At 62.2% G+C, this 16,663-nt stretch carries 12 protein-coding genes; 4 read left to right on the top strand and 8 right to left on the bottom strand.

Annotation, left to right across the window (positions count from 1 at the left end; genetic code table 11):
* Nucleotides 1-209: 209 nt before the first annotated feature.
* Together YY7_RS0125540 and YY7_RS52720 are read left to right on the top strand one after the other, a co-directional pair.
* Nucleotides 210-935, top strand: coding sequence for a Crp/Fnr family transcriptional regulator (locus YY7_RS0125540; RefSeq protein ID WP_196237321.1), 726 nt, complete (start codon nucleotides 210-212; stop codon nucleotides 933-935).
* Between the two features lie 163 nt (nucleotides 936-1,098).
* Nucleotides 1,099-1,317: a hypothetical protein gene (locus YY7_RS52720; RefSeq protein WP_130225053.1), complete on the top strand. Its 219-nt coding sequence runs from the start codon at nucleotides 1,099-1,101 to the stop codon at nucleotides 1,315-1,317.
* A gap of 129 nt (nucleotides 1,318-1,446) precedes the next feature.
* On the opposite strand, the gene blaBJP is transcribed toward YY7_RS52720, so the two are convergent.
* The 5 genes from blaBJP to YY7_RS0125510 all read right to left on the bottom strand — a co-directional run bounded on the left by blaBJP (nucleotide 1,447) and on the right by YY7_RS0125510 (nucleotide 7,156).
* Nucleotides 1,447-2,334, bottom strand: coding sequence for a BJP family subclass B3 metallo-beta-lactamase (blaBJP, locus tag YY7_RS0125530; RefSeq protein ID WP_028165715.1), 888 nt, complete (start codon nucleotides 2,332-2,334; stop codon nucleotides 1,447-1,449).
* Between the two features lie 86 nt (nucleotides 2,335-2,420).
* A complete protein-coding gene (locus YY7_RS0125525) occupies nucleotides 2,421-2,957 on the bottom strand; it encodes a hypothetical protein (protein WP_245287391.1) in 537 nt (178 codons plus the stop codon).
* 242 nt (nucleotides 2,958-3,199) lie between these two features.
* Nucleotides 3,200-4,714: a L,D-transpeptidase family protein gene (locus YY7_RS52715; protein WP_051396900.1), complete on the bottom strand. Its 1,515-nt coding sequence runs from the start codon at nucleotides 4,712-4,714 to the stop codon at nucleotides 3,200-3,202.
* 127 nt (nucleotides 4,715-4,841) lie between these two features.
* The gene (locus YY7_RS0125515; RefSeq protein WP_028165713.1) at nucleotides 4,842-6,008 is read right to left on the bottom strand and encodes a peptidase M15; all 1,167 of its coding nucleotides are present in this window, start codon (nucleotides 6,006-6,008) and stop codon (nucleotides 4,842-4,844) included.
* Between the two features lie 266 nt (nucleotides 6,009-6,274).
* Nucleotides 6,275-7,156, bottom strand: a complete 882-nt coding sequence (locus tag YY7_RS0125510; RefSeq protein WP_028165712.1) for a LysR substrate-binding domain-containing protein — start codon at nucleotides 7,154-7,156, stop codon at nucleotides 6,275-6,277.
* A gap of 97 nt (nucleotides 7,157-7,253) precedes the next feature.
* Between YY7_RS0125510 and YY7_RS0125505 the strand changes: the two genes are divergently transcribed.
* Together YY7_RS0125505 and YY7_RS56735 are read left to right on the top strand one after the other, a co-directional pair.
* Entirely contained in the window at nucleotides 7,254-8,189 is a 936-nt protein-coding gene (locus tag YY7_RS0125505) for an AEC family transporter (protein WP_028165711.1), read from the top strand.
* Between the two features lie 381 nt (nucleotides 8,190-8,570).
* The gene (locus YY7_RS56735; protein WP_155255311.1) at nucleotides 8,571-10,322 is read left to right on the top strand and encodes a PQQ-dependent sugar dehydrogenase; all 1,752 of its coding nucleotides are present in this window, start codon (nucleotides 8,571-8,573) and stop codon (nucleotides 10,320-10,322) included.
* 316 nt (nucleotides 10,323-10,638) lie between these two features.
* Here the strand turns inward: YY7_RS56735 and YY7_RS0125495 are convergent, their stop codons facing one another.
* From YY7_RS0125495 to YY7_RS0125485, 3 genes are all read right to left on the bottom strand, one after another.
* Entirely contained in the window at nucleotides 10,639-12,093 is a 1,455-nt protein-coding gene (locus YY7_RS0125495) for a GntP family permease (RefSeq protein ID WP_028165710.1), read from the bottom strand.
* A gap of 4 nt (nucleotides 12,094-12,097) precedes the next feature.
* The gene (locus YY7_RS0125490; RefSeq protein WP_028165709.1) at nucleotides 12,098-13,117 is read right to left on the bottom strand and encodes a patatin-like phospholipase family protein; all 1,020 of its coding nucleotides are present in this window, start codon (nucleotides 13,115-13,117) and stop codon (nucleotides 12,098-12,100) included.
* 609 nt (nucleotides 13,118-13,726) lie between these two features.
* Nucleotides 13,727-16,354, bottom strand: coding sequence for an MMPL family transporter (locus YY7_RS0125485; RefSeq protein ID WP_028165708.1), 2,628 nt, complete (start codon nucleotides 16,352-16,354; stop codon nucleotides 13,727-13,729).
* Nucleotides 16,355-16,663: the final 309 nt, after the last annotated feature.

Below are 16,663 nucleotides of genomic sequence, written 5' to 3'. Positions count from 1 at the left end.
TCACCGCCAAAGTTATCGCGTACCGACTGAAAAAAGGCAGCCTCCTTGGTGGGCGAAAGTTTGATCAGGATCAAATTTGTGCAGCGCGCATGTTGGCGGCCAGTTCCGGTCGCGCCAACGCCGGCAAACGTAGGTACTCTTTGACGGCGATCAAAAAGGAAGCGCGGCAGATCGGCTACTCATCGGCGATGGCAAGAGGTGGACAACATATGCCGACGAACGCAACCCGCATGGCGGGACCCGCGATTCATGCGACCGATCCCTGGACGCCTGGTCATCCGAAAAAGCGTGTCCGGCATCAATTGTTGAGCAACGACGAGCGCGCACAGCTTGCAAAGATCGCTGCAATCGTTCGCTTCGAGAAAGGCGAGCGGATCTACAATCAGGGCGACCGCGCCGATGCGGTGTTCAACATCATAAGCGGGGTCGTCACCGCGTATCGGATGCTTGCCGACGGTCCGCCCGTCATGTCCTTTCTCTATCCCGGCGATCTCTTCGGTTTGACCGAGGAGGCGCGGTACACCAACACGGCGAGGGCCACGACACCCGTCATCGCCTACAAGATGCCGCTGCAGTCGGTGCAGCGGATTCTGAGCAGCAGCGCCAATCTCGACGTGCAGATCATTGTGAAGCTCTGCGACGAATTGCGTCAGGCGCAGCATCATGCGGTTCTCCTTGTCCAGAAAAGAGCGGTCAAGAGGCTCGCCATGTTCCTTGAGCTCCAGGAGCACCTGCAGATTGCGCGGAACGAGCCGATCTCGGAAATATATCTGCCGATGGATCGTTCGAGCATCGCCGATTATCTCGGCATTACCCTTCCGGCGCTCAGCCGCGCATTCCGGGCGCTCGTCGTGAAGAAGATCATAACCACGCGAGGCCGACACCACGTCAAGGTTCTTGACCGTGAGGCCTTCAAGAAGATGGCCGATGCGTGAGCCGTCGAGGCTTTGATGAGCCAGACTGCGCCGGGCACCAGAAGGCATGCCCGCCGATGTCGCTGATGTGACCGATCGTGATGCCGCCATACCTTGGTACGATGGCGGCTCCAGCGCACTTCATGGGACGAGAGCGGGCGACAAGTTCATCGGAGTAAACGCGATGCGTACTTTCTTGGCCTTAGGCCTGTTGATCACCCTGTCTGCATCTGCCAGTGCGGCCTCCCTCCATCACTTCAGGCCGGAGCATGTCATCATTCCACCCGGACCGGTCTACGCGGTTCCGCGCTGGGAGTTCGCAGCACCTCGGCCGCTGATGCACTACGACGACACGCCGAGCTACAACGATCCGTCCAAGTTTGGCGGCGGCACGGCGCTATAACTGCCGCGTCTAGAGTCTGATAAGATGAGGTCGAATCGTGTCCGCGATGGGCGCTGCGTCTCTTCACCTCTCCCTACGGGAGAGGTGAACTTGCGGCGAAGCGGCGTTTCAACCGAAAGACATTGCGCTCTAGTTGCTCTTCTGGAGCGCGGCCGTCTGCTTGGCGAGCTGCTTGTCGAAATCCTGTTCGAGGCCTGCCGCGTAGGCTGCGAGCTCGCCGGGCTTGACGAACGGGTTGGGGGTGCCGTCCTTCATTTGCGCGCGCTTCTGTTGCATGCCGTACACTTCCGGATGCGGGCCGAGCAGCACGTCGATCTTCATCGCCTTGGCCTTGCCGAATGTCGATCGATAGTCGTCGGCGATGCCGGGATAGGTCGGGTTGCCGACCAGCCTGTTGAGCGCGACTGTTCCGCTGCAGAAGAACAGCACATCGCGATCCTGACCGCCCTCCTTGACGGTCATCTCCCAGCTCGTGCAGCCGGGTGAGTGGCCGGGCGTCGCATGCGCCGTCAGCGTGGTGTCGCCGAGCGTGACCTTGTCGCCTTCCTTGACGGCGCGGTCCACCTTCACGGGCGGGAAGCCGAGATCGGCGTTCTTCTCATCGCCGGGATAATATCCGCCTTCCAGCAGGGGCTTGTCACGTTCGCCTGCGACGAGCTGCGCGCCGGTTTCCTGCTTGATTTCGGCAAAGCCGCCGGTGTGATCGAAATGCGCATGCGTGTTCAGGATGTATTTGATGTCGCCGAGCTTGAAGCCGAGTTTGGCGATGTTGTCCTTGATCATGCTGGTGGACTGCGGAAGCGCGGTGTCCATGAGGATCAGGCCCTCAGACGTCTTGATCACGTAGACGGCGATGCCGTCGGTGCCGACGTAGTAGATGTTGCCGATCAGTTGAAACGGCTCGAACGGCGTGGTCCATTTCTTGGTGACCTGCGCCAGGAAATCCTTGACGGTTTGCGCCTGCGCGCCGGTTGCGAACAGCGCCAAGGCGCACAGCACGGCTGTGAGCGTCCTCATGATTGCCTCCCTTTTGTTTTTTATGGTGCGCAATAAGGGCATTGATGCGCGATTTGAGCCGCCAGCTCAAGCATCATTCGCGTGCGTTAGCGGCGAGCGCCGAAGGCAAACGGAGAAGCGCCCGGTAGCAAGGACGAATTGATGTCGCTGTCGATGCGCCCCGACTGTTGGGTGTAGCCGACGCCAAATGACAGGCTGAGATTCGACGCCGGCTGGATTTCGATGCCCGCATGCGCGCTATAGCCGGGCAGGGTGCCGGACACGGAGTCGAAGGGAGCGAAGGGGCCACCGATGCCTGTATTATATTTCAAGGTGTCGAAACCGGCATAGACCGTGAGCGGCAGCCCGCCCGCGTTCTTGAAGCTGTAGCCGAACTGCACGCCCTCAGTATAGAGCGAGCCGAAATTGCCAAAGGCTGCATACTGGTTGATGCCGCTCAAGCTCATGGCACCGCGTTCGCTGCCGACGAACCAGCCGTTCGGGAAATTGTAGCGCGTATAGGAAAAGCGGCCGCCGCGAGCGTCACTGGCGTCAAAGCCCGGAAAGTTGCCGTATGTGTTCGAACTCTGGTCGACCGTCACATTGTCAAAGCCGATGGGCCAGCCTGGAGTCCAATATGTCATGGGAACAACTTGGCCGTGGGCCGTTTGCCCGCCGAGACAGAGCGCTGCTAAAGTGACCGCGAGACTTAATCTGCCTGAGAAAACTGACATTCCGCACTACCGCCAAGTCTCCCGCAACTATACGCTCCGGATATCAAGAACACCAGTGCGACGCCGCTTGCCGTCGCATCATCAGATTTCGCCGCGATACGTCCGGTTTGGCACTGCGCATTTGTGTCGTTGCCAGTGCGAAAATCACGGCCTCACCACGTGGAAAACGGTCCCGCGAACGGCCGGCCCCAGAAAAGCTGACGGTCGCGTGCGCGGGCATAGGGATACTCGCTTGCCGGTGCGCGCCGTCGCATCTTGATTCCTCCCTGCGGCTCGCCGCTCATGAGGACCACGAATTCCGTTCCTTTGCTGGTTTCAGAGCTCAACCCCTCGTCGGTGATGATCAACGACGAGCGCGGCGTTATCCCGGCGATGCGATCCATCACGTCCTGCGGAATGACGATCCGGTCGAGCGCAGCCATTGCGCTGGCCGGCTCCGTCTTCTTTGGCTCGACCTCGCGAGCTCTGTGGCCGCGCGCCGGATCGTGAGGTTCTGCCGCGCCGCCGTGCGGATGGCTGCTTTCCAGTGAAACAACGCTCCATCGAATGCCGTTTCCGCCATCGGTCGGCTCCATGGCGGTGAAGACATGTGTGCCGATCGGGCGATCGGGGTCCTGGATGGTGACCGGGCTGTCCAGGATAGGCTCAAATGCCCGCCGGACATACAGCCGCTGGGTTTTGCGGCTGATCAGCACTGATACCGGCTCGAGCTCGCGCGCCGCCTGGCGTGCGGCGTCGACGGCCGCAATCCGCGCATTCTCGGCGGCGAGCGCGGCCTCACGCGCGGCGGCGACGGCATCGAGCTTCGGTTGCAGCTCCGCCTTTGCCGCCGTCCATTGTTCCTGCAACTCGGCTACTCGGGTGACCGCCTGCGCTTTGGTGCGCTCGGCCTGTTCTTTTGCCTCGGGCGAGGCGGCGGAGCCAAGCGCGGCCTCGGCGGCGGCCAGTTGCGTCTCGGCCCTGCGCTTCAGATTGTCCGCAACGCGCACCGGCATCGATGCCTGTGTGGATTCCCGGTAAGCCTTCGCGGCGGCGCGCCTTGCCTGATCCGCCTTTGCGGCCGCCTCATCGGCTTCTGCCCGCCGGGCAGCGGCCGAAGCGATGGCGCCCGGCTTCGGCTGTAGCAGAGCCGGATGGGCAATCTCGATCGGCGCCACATCGGTTGGTGCCACGATCACCCGCAAGCCGATCCGCGTGTCCTCGAACAGGCGCGCCGCGAAATCGAAAGGCATCCGCACGCAGCCATGGGATGCGGCATAGCCGGGCAGGGGGCCGCCATGGAGTGCGATGCCCGACCAAGTGATGCGCTGCATGTGGGGCATGTACGCATCGTCATACAGGTTCGAGTAGTGCTCGGCTTCCTTCTGGATAATGCTGAAGATCCCGGCTGGCGTTTCGCGTCCTCTCTGGCCGCTCGACACCGGCGCGCGCAGGATCCAGCCATTGGCGTCGTAAACGGTGATCCGCTGGTCCTGGAGCGAAACGACGGCCATCATCGGTTCGCCGGCGATGCGCGACTGGACGGATTCGACCGAGCGCTCGCTCCGAGCCCCCCTGGCGTCCGCAGGGTCTCCAGCCGCGATAAGTGCGGCGAAAGCGGCGATGATAAGGTATGCTGGCTGCCGCCGCGTCTGTTTGCGCTGCCGTCTCACAAACCGCGAAATCATGCGCACACCATCTGCGGCGCCAGTCGCCCCGATCCAAACTCGTATGGTTCTTGGGACATTCGCGCGGCGCAATTAAGGAATTTAGCAGAGCTTGCTCGCGTCGTTGGAGCGCATGCTTGAAATACGGTTAGATCGTTCTCCCCTTCGACGCTCTTGCGTTTTTTGTGCGTTTCGCCGCGCCGCGATCGGCGCGCATAACCAGTTTGGTGTGCTTTTTCGTGTTCGCCTCCGCGTGGCGAACCTTCGTTCCGCCGTGGTGGGAGGCATATTCTCTGCCGTCGATCGGTGCCACATGCGGCGGATCTCGATCGAGATACGGTCGCCCGATGCCGAACTCCTTCCCGTGTGCATCGACCCATTTCCAGAGGGCTTCACTGGCAATCCACCGCTGCCCCCGTGTCGTGCCTTTCACGCTCACGATGTCGGCCGCGAGCCCGTGGCCATAGCCGCCGCGCAAGCTTCCGCCATGATATGACCTGTTGCTTGCCGCCTTCAGGCCGCTTGCGATTGCTTGACGGTAGTCATCGCGGAACGCGCTGGTGATGCCCGGCGACAGTCCGGCTTGCTCCGCCGCGTGAAGCGCATGAAACAGCTTCAGCTTGAAGCCCCGATCCATGCCTCCGATCACGTAGTCCATCATCGGCATGCCGGCTCTTTCCGCTGCCTTCGGATCCTTCCAGGTAAAGTCGGCATCGACGAGCCTTGTAAAGGTTCTGGTGACGGTCCTCGTCTTGCCTCTCTTCCTGATTGTCACTTTCCTCTGCTCGGACACCCTGTTGGTGTCTTCCTTGGGCGTGCGTTGGTAGAGCGCCCACAGGTATCGGTCGACGCAGATGTCCACCACCAGGCATTCGTCGAGAATTTCGATGCGGTTTGCCGCCTCCGTGCCGTCGTCGTTCAGCACCGGGTCAGGCGTGTTCGCTGTCGCCACCTGCATGGGTGGTGTTTCGGCCGGCAGCGTCGGCGACGAATCCGGCAGCGCGGCTTCGACGATCGGTTCCGCCTCAACCGAGGCCGCCGGCGCATCGGCAACGATCCCCTTCACCGACTCGACGGCGGCTGCCACATCGGCGGACGCGACGATAGTGGCGCTTCCCGCCGCGGCTGCCTGTGGTGCATCCGCGGGCTCGGCGTTGGTGGAAAGAGAGGGTGCGGGGTGGTCTTCGATCGGCAGCGCGCCGGAGTGCTCGATGCTGGCGGAACCTAAGCCGCCGAGCGATGCAACGACCCAACCTGCGAGAACGATCGTTCCGCACAGCGCCGGCGCCACCGTCGCAAATTGCCGCGGGTTCATGTCCCGTAGCCTCCAAAGGGCTCCACTTGAGCCGAGTTACACAGCCAAGCATGCGACAGCGTTGATCTTTCGGATCGAGTTGTGGACGCACAATGGCAAAAAGTGCCGGTTGACATTTTTTCCTGAGACTGTTGCCCGGGTGCAACGCGCTGCTGACGCGGCAGGCGATTTCGTCTGGTTGGCAGGCAGAACGCCGCGCTTTCAGACAAATACAAATTGAATTGTAGCCAATCGAAGCAGGGGAAGGGCAGCAACGCACTCGCCTGTTATGGGGCAACGGCCCGCGCTTCCGCAAGGAATGGCTGGAGCGCCGGATTGAGATTGCTTGGCCGCCAGGCGACCACGTGCTCGATGGTCGGCGCTTTTTCAAGCTTACGGTGGACCAAATTCGCAATGCCGAGCTGCCCCATGGATTGCGGCACCAGGGCAATGCCAAGGTTCTCCGCCACGAGATTCACGATTGTCTGCTGAAGTGCGACCTCCAACCTGAATGTCGGCTCGAACCCGCCCGAACGACAGTAGCCGACAATGGCCTCGCGCAGCTTCGGTGCGACATCGGTGGGGACAGCGATCAGGGGCTCGCCATTGAGCTGCTTGGCGCGGATCACCTCATGGCCGGCGAGAGGATGGCTGGCGTGCACGGCCAGGCACAGCCGCTCGCGATAGATCGTTTGCGTCTCGAGGCCTCGAATGGGGCCGGGGTTGAACATGATGGCGGCATCGAACTGCCCGGCCAGCACAGCATCAGCCAAAGTGGCGGGAACGATCTCCCGCAATTCGACGCGTACCCCGGGATGATTGGCCATGTAACGCCGCGCCAGCCCCGGCAGGACGGTGTAGGCCGCGTGCATCATGAAGCCGATGGAAAGCTCGCCCAGCTCGCCGCGCTCGGCCAGACGCGCGTTGCGACAGGCCTGATCGAAGCTGATCAGGACCGCGCGTGCATCTTCCAGGAAGCGCCGACCGGCATGGGTCAGCGTCGCACGCCTTGAGTGACGCTCGAACAGGCGGACGCCGAGCTCCTTTTCCAGGGCTGCGATCTGCCGGCTCAGCGGCGGTTGGCTGATGTGAAGGCGCTCGGCCGCGCGCCCGAAGTGGAGCGTCTCGGCCAAGGCCACGAAATAGCGCATCTGCCTGATGTCGATCATGATACCGAAAAGGTATGGATAGGGGCGTGAATTGGTATTGGATGATATCAGAACGGCTGGATAGAGCTAACCGGCAATTTCAAAGTCAGGCTCTCCAATGCTCTCGACCCTCACCACCGTCCTCCCCATTTTCGCACTGATCTTCGCGGGCTGGCTCGCTCGCCGGCTCGGCGTCCTCGGCCCCCACGCGTCTACCGAGTTGAACCGCTTCGTCGTGCACCTCGCGCTCCCGGCCCTGCTTTTCGACGTCATCGCGCACGCCCAATGGGCCGATGTCTGGCAGCCGGGCTTTATCGCGGCATTCGGCATCGGCGCGGCGCTGGTCTTCTGCCTGACGATTGCCGTTCGTCTACGCCACCCGCGGCACCTGGCCGACGCCGCCATCGACGGCCTGAATGCGGGCTACGCGAATGTTGGCTTTGTCGGTTTTCCGCTGGCGCTGGTGGCGCTTGGCCGCGACGCGTTGGCCCCGACCCTCATTGCCACGATCATCACGGTCTGCATCCTCTTTGCCATTGCCATCGTGCTGATCGAAACTGGCCTGCAAACCGAAAAGCGACGTAAGCACCTTCTCATCAAGGTGGGCGGCTCGCTGCTTCGCAATCCCTTGCTGGTCGCACCTGCTCTCGGCGCGATCGTTCCGCTCGCCGGTCTCAGTGTCCCTGCGGCGGCCGAAAGCTTCCTGAAACTATTGGGTGGCGCGGCTTCGCCCTGCGCGCTTGTTGCGCTCGGACTGTTCCTGGCAGCCAAGCGCGAGACCTCAGAGCAGGATATCGGATCGGCAGCTCTCCTCGTGAGCTTCAAGCTTGTCCTGCAGCCGGCCGTCACATGGATCATGGCGACCGCCGTGTTCGGCCTGTCACCGTTGCTCACTCACGTTGCGGTTCTGTTGGCCGCTCTTCCGACCGGGACGGGCCCGTTCATGCTGGCGGAGTTCTACCAGCGCGAGGCTGATATCACGTCCAACGTCATCCTTGCTTCCACTGCGGCATCGGTTCTGACCGTGAGCGGGTATCTCGCTTTGGCCGCTTAGTGTGTACTCGTGATCTCTGGAAAGCAGTAGTTCTTGTATCACTACCACCTCACGATCCATCTGAAGTTTGGTTGTTAACCAAGGCGGTCGATTTAATTCTCGCATGCGCGCAAGCTAAGCTAGCCTACTAGTGCGACGGGGGGGCGCGGCCCAGAGGGTAGAGTGAAAGCGAGCGCAGCGCCGTCATGGCGCTATCTCACAGCGTGGTACGCCACGTCTGTCGGTCTGCTATTGCTTTTAGCAGCGTGGAGATTCGGCTTGCCAGTATGGCAATTGCCGCGTTCTCTGTGGCTGCCCTTCGCGTGTCTTGCGACTGCGTTTGTCGCTAGCGCCAGCATTGCCGCGCTGCTCCTGTCCGCCGGACGTTGGCAGACACTGTGGTTGATAGTCGTATCGACGGTCGCCATTTTCGGCGTGGTCTTCCTAGGTTTCATTGTCACCAAGAGTAATTTTCCGCGTACCATCACGGTTGCCACGTTCTTATCCGCCGTGGTGCTTGTTCCGGCGCCGTATCTAGTCGGAACCTCGCTGCTGCACCGGGCTATCGCGCTAGGCGCGCTGCTCGCCACGATCGTGGTTTGCCTGGTCGCACCGAGTCTGACAGCGCAGGTCTCGCTGCGGCAAACTGCAGCCGTGATCAGGACCGAGTACTATAATCTCAACGTCGAAACTTATTCGGGAGTTTTTCCGAAATCCGTGGTGCGCGGCGGAGGGCTGGCGCGCATCGGCGATCGTTACCTGCAGTTGAGTGGGGATGGTCATCTCTACGTCTTCGGCTGGGAGGCGGAGACAGACCGTCTGAAGATCATCCCACTGCCCTATCGCGTTCCCATCAACGGCGATGAGTTTGCCGCGGCAGCCGGGCGCCCCTGGGCCGCTCCCCGAGACGAATGGCTGCCGCAGGAAGGCCAGCGGGTCGAGGCCGCAGGCGAGGTTCTCAATACCGAATGGTTTCGGACTTATGCTCTGCTGGTGCAGGAGACCGGCCCCGACGTGCGAGTGTTCGTCTCACATCCGTACTGGAAGGCTGCTCAGCAGTGCTGGGTCGAGCGGGTCTCGATGCTGCACTCAGATCGTACCACCATTCTACGCGGCGCGGCGGGTCCGGAATGGAAGATGCTTTACGAGACTACGCCGTGTCTGCCGGTCCGCGGAGAGGGCCGACGTCACGGCATCGCGTTTGTCGGCTATTTCGGGGGCGGCCGGATGGCGCTGGTCGATACACAGACGCTGCTGCTTGCCGTCGGCGATTTCGGGTTCGACGGTGTCGCCTCGGTTGAAGCACAGGCGCAGAATTCTGCGACCTCGTACGGTAAGACCATCGCCATCAACATTGCCGACGGCCGCGCAGCGGTCTTCACGCTCGGTCACCGGAATCCGGAGGGCCTCTTCGTTGATCGGTCGGGAACCATATGGTCCACCGAGCACGGCCCGCAAGGCGGCGACGAACTCAACCGATTGGAGCGCGGCAAAAACTACGGCTGGCCGTACACGACCGACGGGACGGATTATGGTTCATTCTCCTGGCCTCTGAACAAGCCTGACGCGCAGCAGCGCTATCAGACGCCGGTATTTGCCTGGGTCCCTTCGATCGCGACTTCAAACCTGTTGGCTGTCGAGGGCGGGCTGTTTCCGCAATGGCGCGGCGATCTGTTGATCGGCTCGCTCAAGGCCGGTACGCTATTTCGCGCGCGGGTCCGCGACGGCCATGTCGCTTATCTCGAGTCGATCGTCATCGGCAGTGGAATCCGCGACCTCATCGAGGGGCATGACGGTCGCGTCATCCTGTGGACAGACGCCGCAACCTTGGTCTCGGTGCGCCCGAAAGAAGGTAGCATCGGAGAAACACTGTTTGCGGAGAAGTGCAGCGGTTGCCACCAGTCGGCGCCAATCAGCGGCAATCGGATCGGCCCGAATTTGTTCGGCGTGGTTGGTCGGCGGGTCGCCTCGATCAGGAACTACCCGGATTACTCGCCCGCCTTGCGCCAACTGGGGGGAGTATGGACTGAAGCGCGACTGGACGAGTTCCTCAAGCGGCCCCGCGAGGCCTGCCCGGGGACCTCGATGGATTACACGGGCGTCAATGATGCCGAACGCGCTGCAATCATCGGTTATCTCGGAAGGCTACAATAAACATCGACCGCATGTTATCTGCATTTGCATGCGTGGGACGCCCGTTGGAGGCACGACGTCGAGCGGGAGTGGCTCGAAAGTGCCCTGATTCGTAGCTTCCCGATTTATGATGGGGGGACGCCCCGCCCGACGGCATCGATGTGCCAAAGTGGAGGTGTTGAGCACCACTTAAGGGAGGCATCCGTGTCAGAGGTTATCACAATCGGTCTGGATATCGCCAGCTCCGTCGCTGCATCGGAGGCTGGATGCGGGGCGTCCACAAATGAGTGCAGGCCCTGGTCGTAAGCATCGGGCAGCGCGTCGTCGCTTGGCGGCGTCAAAACGACCCGAACATGGTGCCGATCGCGATCACCGCGGCAAGAGCGATGACGGAGTTCACGATCCCGACCATCACAATGTCAAAGTAGCTTTCACGATGCGTCAGGCCGCAGATCGCGAGCAGGCTCACGACGGCGCCATTGTGAGGCAGAATGTCCAGGGTCCCCGCGCCGATCACTGCCACGCGATGCAAGATGCCGGGATCAATCCCGGCCTGCGCGGCAATTTCCATGTAGGTCTGACCCAGCGCATCGAGCGCGATCGTCAAGCCGCCGGAAGCCGACCCTGTCAACGCCGCAAGCAGATTTGTGGCGACGGCAAGCGACACCAGCGGACCGCCCTCGATGCCGAGCACCCAGTCCCGCACCATGTCGAAGGCGGGGAGGGAGGCAACTACAGCGCCGAAGCCGACGAGACTGGCGACACTCAAGGCGGGCAGGACGGACGCATTGGCCCCGGCATCCATGGTTTGCCGCAGTGCAGGCAGTCGCGTCCAGTTGCAGAGGATGACTGCCGCGATTGCTGCCGCCAAGGCGACGATGACCGACCAGACACCGGCAACGGCTGATAGCGACGTGTTCCCCCAGCGCTGCTCGGCCAGGAATGAGAAGTCGAGCCGCGGCAGGACGACGAGCGACATCACGAGATTGATAACGACAACAACGATCAAGGGAAGAATGGCGTTGAGAACCGGGGCCGCCACTTCGCTGTGGTGTCCGTGGTGGATCTCCGCGGGATCGAATTCCCGCGCGGTTGCAGCCCGCCCGCGCAATCGTTCATCATCGGCCGCAGATTCGGGAGTTGACGATGGCGCGTCGCCATAGCCCTCATTCGCGCGTCGCGCCGTTTTCTCGGCGCGATGCAGCCACCACAGCCCGACGCCCAGCATGATCATCGACGCGATAAGGCCGAGGCCTGGCGCCGCGAAGGGTGTCGTACCGAAGAAGGGCATTGGGATGGCGTTCTGAATCGACGGTGTGCCAGGCATCGCCGACATGGTGAAAGTCGAGGTGCCGAGAATGACCGCCGCAGGCACGAGGCGATGCGGAATCGCCGCCTTGCGAAACAGCGACTGAGCCATCGGAACGATCACGAAGAACGCGACGAACAGGCTGACGCCGCCGTAAGTGACCAATGCACCTGCGAGCACCACGGCAAGGATCACCCGGCGCTCGCCCAGACTGCGGGTAATGAAGTTCGCGACCGCGACCACCGCACCGCTGTCGTCCATCAGCTTCCCGAAGACGGCGCCGAGCAGAAAGATCGGGAAGAATTGTGCGAGAAATTCCGCCGCGCTGCTCATGAACGTCTGCGTCCAGTTGGCGAGCAGCGGTTGACGATCGAAGGCTGCGGCGATCAGTGCGGCGATCGGCGCCAGCAGCAGGACACTCCAGCCGCGAAAAGCAAGCCAGATCAGCAGACCAAGCCCGACCAAAATGCCGAGAAGCCCCATGACCTCAGCACTCCGCCAGCAGGATATCGAGATCGGCGGTCGAACGCATGCCGAGATCGGCGCCGTGCATGTCGAGGAACTCGTTGGCGGCTCGCCGCCCTTCCTCGCGCAGCTTGGATACGAACGCCCATTCGGCGTTGAGCTTGGATGACGCGCCGAACGTCGCGAGCATGTCGCTCTTGATCCGGTGCGTCTTCATCCGCGCCCAACGGGCGCCCTCGCCAGTGCCGGGGTCGGCTACCTGGCGGAGCAGCGCGATCATCCGCAGTTCCTTCGCAAGCGGCGAATTGAATGAAATCTCGTTGAGGCGGTTGAGGATTTCGGCGGCAGTGCGTGGCTGCTCCGGCCGCTCGGTCGGGTTGATCTGCACAATGATGGTGTCGTGCGCATCGGTCTCGCGAACCAGCGGCGTGATCGTCGGGTTGCCCGCGTAACCGCCGTCCCAATAGGGCTCGCCATCGATCTCGATGGCGCGGAACATCGTTGGCAGGCAGGCCGACGCCAGCAGGACATCCGCGTTGATCTCCGCGTTGCGGAAGATCCGTCCGCGACCGGTCCGCACCCGCGTGGCGGTGACAAAGAGCTTGATCGGCGCGCGGGCAAGACGATCGAAATCGACGGCGCCGGCCAGTATCTCTCGCAATGGATTGAAGCCGAGCGGATTGAGGTCGTAGGGCGACAGCATCCGCGACATCAAATCGGTGAAGAGATAGGCGGGAGAGGTGTCGAGCGACCATCGTCCCATGAGATGGTCGAGCGGCGAGCGTTGCAGCGGGCTGAATGCAGCGGCGCGCGAGACGCTCCGCCAATATTTGTCCAGGGCCTCACGTGCCCCGGCAGCGCCGCCCTCCGTCCAGCCGTCCGCCAGCACGGCAGCGTTCATCGCCCCGGCAGATGTCCCGGATATGCCCGCAATCTGAAACCATGGCTCTTCAAGCAGCCGGTCGAGGACGCCCCAGGTGAATGCACCATGCGAGCCTCCGCCTTGGAGGGCCAAGTCTATGAGCACCGGGCTTCGGTTCATGAGCCTTGATCTCCGCAGCGTACGGGAGGCTCACTATGTCTGAGGTAGCGGGAACATGCGAGACAAACTTGTGGTCGATGTTCCCAGGCCGACTTCGCTCGGCTGCAGATCAGGCTGCGTCAGCACGCAACTTCGGTAGCGCAGGGCCAGTCCGCGTCGCCCTCATCGGGGGCTAGTTCGGCTCAATCCATTTGCGCCATTGGGTCGGATGAATGTCGGCGTGCATTCCGCCCGAACAATCGACCCAGTTGGTTCCGTCCCTGCGGCAAGGAAAGGGAAGCGCATGGACCATGCCATCATAATTCAATGTACAGATTTCCAGATCCTCGTCAGAGGGAGCTGTCGAAGCGGATTGCCATTCGGCTGAAACGGAATGCATGGTCAACCTCCAGCAATATTGCAAGCGAGCACGTCACCATTTTCGCTCGGTCACGATGGCCAGATGCAGCTTCGCCCCTTCAAGCAGCAGTCGCGCGGTCCTCCGTCCGGCTGCGATATGTGAACATAGCATGACAGAGCCGACGTTGAATGTGAACCGGTTCGCTATCATGCAGCCGAGCTTTCAGAAAAACCGTCGCAACTGATGCCTGGATCAGACCAGGGGAAGATTTATTCCGCCGGGCGAGGCAATGGATCGGCCGACCGCTGCGCCGAAGCCGCTCTGACCTGGCGCGGCGGTCCCATCAGGACCGGCTGGAACAGCACGGCAGCGGCCATTGTGCAGAGCAGCGCGAGCGCCATCATCTTGCCCATGCTCGACATGCCCGGATAGCTCGATGCCCACATGCTTCCGAACGCCACCCCGGTGGTCATGGCGCTGAAGATCACCGCGCGGGTCAGGCTGGATTGCAGCAAGCCCGTCTGCCCTTCGCGCCAGGCCATGATGTAGTAGATCTTGAACGCGACGCCGACGCCCAGCAGCAATGGCAGGGCGATGATGTTTGCAAAGTTCATCGCTGTGCCGGTCAGCGTGCATATCTCCAGCGTGACCGCGCCGGCCAGCAGCAAAGGTATCAGTGTCAACAGCATGTCCGTGACGCGGCGCAACGCGATCAGGAGCAGGATCGCGATGGCGCCAAGCGCGAGCGCACCCGCTTCGATGAAGGCGTCGATCACCGTTCGGCCCGATTGATAGAGGCTGATGGCGGGGCCGGTGGCCGACGGCTCCGCGGCGATGACCGCGGTCGCGAACCGCCGCGTGACGCTGCTATCCTGGGCGTTGCCCTTTGGCAGCGCCTCAACGCGGGCCCTGCCGTCCGGCAACAGCCAGTCGCGAACAAGATCGGCGGGAAGATTCTCGATGGTCACCGGTTGCGGATCGAGGCTGTTCCGTAACTGGTTGAGATCGTGGTTCAGCGGCTGAACGAAGGCAGCTTCGGCGCTTGCGCGCGTCGCGGCGTCGGCTTGCGCCAGGCGCGTCAGCAAATCGGAAACGCGTCGCGCGGCCTCAGCGCCCGGGCCGGTCGCGGTGCCCGCAACTTTGGTAAGATGCTGCGCGGTCGCGCGAATGGCATCCACGGTGTCCTTGTCCGTCGGCGCCGGATCGCGCGGCGGATTGAGCGCGCCATGGAGGCGCGGCGCAGCGGCCTTGATGACGGCGATCTTCTGGTCCTGGTCATCGGGAACAAAGCTGTTGAGCGTGAGTGTGCGCGAGACCTCGGGCAGGGCCGCCAGCCGCTTTGCGATGCTGCCGGCTTCGCTCAGCGATGATGCCAGCACTTCGGCATCGTCGCCGCTGGTCAGCGGATTGCCCTGCAATTCGCGATAGGTCACGACGGACGCGGCGTGCGGATTTTGCAGGTTGATCGGGTTGAAGTCGAACGGAAGGCGAGAGAGCAGCGGCGTTCCGGCGAGGACGACGAGGATGGTGCCGGCGATCACCGCGATGCGATGCCGCTGCAGGAAATTATCCAGTGGGGCGAGGCTGCTGAAACCGACCGGCGCCAGTTCGCCGGGCGGTTTCAGCAGCGTCAACATCGCCGGGACAAGGGTGATGCTGCAGAAGAAGGCAATCAACATGCCGCATCCGGCAATGAGCCCCAGTTCGAAAAGGCCCCGATAGCTGGTCGGCAGGAATGAGAAGAAGGCCACCGCGGTGGCGCCGGCAGCTAGCGAAAGCGGGGCTCCCACCTTGCGCGCGGCCCGTCGCAGCGCTTCCCGCAAATCGCTGCACTCATGCCGTTCGGAGCGGTAACGGACGCTGAACTGGATGCCGAAGTCAACGCCCAGCCCGATAAACAGAACGAAGAATGCAATCGAGATCAGGTTGAAGGCCCCGACCATGACGATGCCAAGGGCAGCGGTCACAGTGAGGCCGACGATCACGCTGAAAAACACCGCCGTGACGATCTTCCACGAACGCAGCGCCAGCCACAATATGATCAGCGTTCCGAACAAGGCCGTCAACGTGTCGCGCAGCGCGCTTTGCCGGATCACCGAGAACTGGTCGTCGTTCATGGGCACTGTGCCGGTGAGCTGTACGGTGGCGCCGAACGTCTCGCCCAATTTCAGATCGGTGGCGGCTCGACGGATGCCGTCCGTCGCGTTGCGGCCCGGCTGCAACGCGGAGAAATCCAGGACCGGCTCGACTTCTATGAAGTGGCGCAATTGGTCCGTCTGCGGCTGCGAGCCCTGCACCAGCGCCTGCCATGAAAATGTCGCCGGCTTGCCGGCAAGCACGTCATTCAGGGTCTTGTCGGCAAGCGAGAGCGGCCACACGAGCTGGTCGAGCTTGATGTCTCCGCCCTCGACACCATCGAGCGCATAGCCGAGCGCCTTCGCCACGCCGCGCAGGGTCGGATCGGCCGCCAGCGAGCCGATCAGAAAATCGGCGCTCGACAATCCCGTGATGGACTTCTTGACGCTGGGCAGCGGTTCGAACAGGAGGCCGTTGCGCTGGAAGAACTCGCCTCCGTCCGGCTGGACAACCGCGCGGAACAGATCTGGGTGTTTGGCGAGTTCCTGCGTCAGCGCGCTTGTCGCCGCTTCGGCATTTTCCGGCGTTGGTGCGGAGACCACGACCAGGATTCCCTTGTCCGGAAATGCCTCGGAAAACGCCGCCTGGCGCTGACGCCATGCAAGGTTGTTCGAGATCAGCTTGTCGGTGTCCGTCGTGATCGAGAAGCGCGTGACGTCATAGGCGAGCGCTGCGACCGCGAGCAGGATTCCGATAATGAGAACCCACCAGCGCCGCTGCGTACAGAAATCCACGACTCCAACGATTGCTGATTTCAACATGATGAATCGGCTTTCCCAACGCGCGTATCGCCCTCGGTCACGAACTACGCGTCAATGCTGGATTGATCTTTGGCAGAAACTCGTTCGCGGCATGGTGCGGCTTCGGGCGAAGCGTGCACCGAAGGTTGCGCGGCCAATTGAAATCCTGTCTTCCGAGGTTCGCATAAGCGTTTCAAATTCGCACGGTGCCTGCGGATGCGGCTCAAGCTCCCAGCTACAGACAAAACAGGGGAACGAGAATTCAAACCTAGGTATGATCATTCTTGCGAGCAGACACGATAAAAGTCGGCCCGGGAACGGGGTTTGATG

The organism is Bradyrhizobium elkanii WSM2783, assembly GCF_000472865.1.
GTDB lineage: Bacteria > Pseudomonadota > Alphaproteobacteria > Rhizobiales > Xanthobacteraceae > Bradyrhizobium > Bradyrhizobium elkanii_A.
Note: the sequence above shows the minus strand (reverse complement) of the source record. Positions and strands in the feature narration are given on the sequence as shown.

Excerpts from the sequence above, each read along its gene's own strand:
- YY7_RS0125525 (WP_245287391.1), bottom strand. The coding sequence starts at position 2,957 with ATGACATATTGGACTCCAGGCTGGCCCATCGGCTTTGACAATGTGACG.
- YY7_RS0125505 (WP_028165711.1), top strand. The coding sequence starts at position 7,254 with ATGCTCTCGACCCTCACCACCGTCCTCCCCATTTTCGCACTGATCTTC.
- YY7_RS0125485 (WP_028165708.1), bottom strand. The coding sequence starts at position 16,354 with ATGTTGAAATCAGCAATCGTTGGAGTCGTGGATTTCTGTACGCAGCGG.
- YY7_RS0125495 (WP_028165710.1), bottom strand. The coding sequence starts at position 12,093 with ATGGGGCTTCTCGGCATTTTGGTCGGGCTTGGTCTGCTGATCTGGCTT.
- blaBJP (WP_028165715.1), bottom strand. The coding sequence starts at position 2,334 with ATGAGGACGCTCACAGCCGTGCTGTGCGCCTTGGCGCTGTTCGCAACC.
- YY7_RS0125540 (WP_196237321.1), top strand. The coding sequence starts at position 210 with ATGCCGACGAACGCAACCCGCATGGCGGGACCCGCGATTCATGCGACC.
- YY7_RS0125515 (WP_028165713.1), bottom strand. The coding sequence starts at position 6,008 with ATGAACCCGCGGCAATTTGCGACGGTGGCGCCGGCGCTGTGCGGAACG.
- YY7_RS52715 (WP_051396900.1), bottom strand. The coding sequence starts at position 4,714 with ATGATTTCGCGGTTTGTGAGACGGCAGCGCAAACAGACGCGGCGGCAG.
- YY7_RS0125490 (WP_028165709.1), bottom strand. The coding sequence starts at position 13,117 with ATGAACCGAAGCCCGGTGCTCATAGACTTGGCCCTCCAAGGCGGAGGC.
- YY7_RS0125510 (WP_028165712.1), bottom strand. The coding sequence starts at position 7,156 with ATGATCGACATCAGGCAGATGCGCTATTTCGTGGCCTTGGCCGAGACG.
- YY7_RS52720 (WP_130225053.1), top strand. The coding sequence starts at position 1,099 with ATGCGTACTTTCTTGGCCTTAGGCCTGTTGATCACCCTGTCTGCATCT.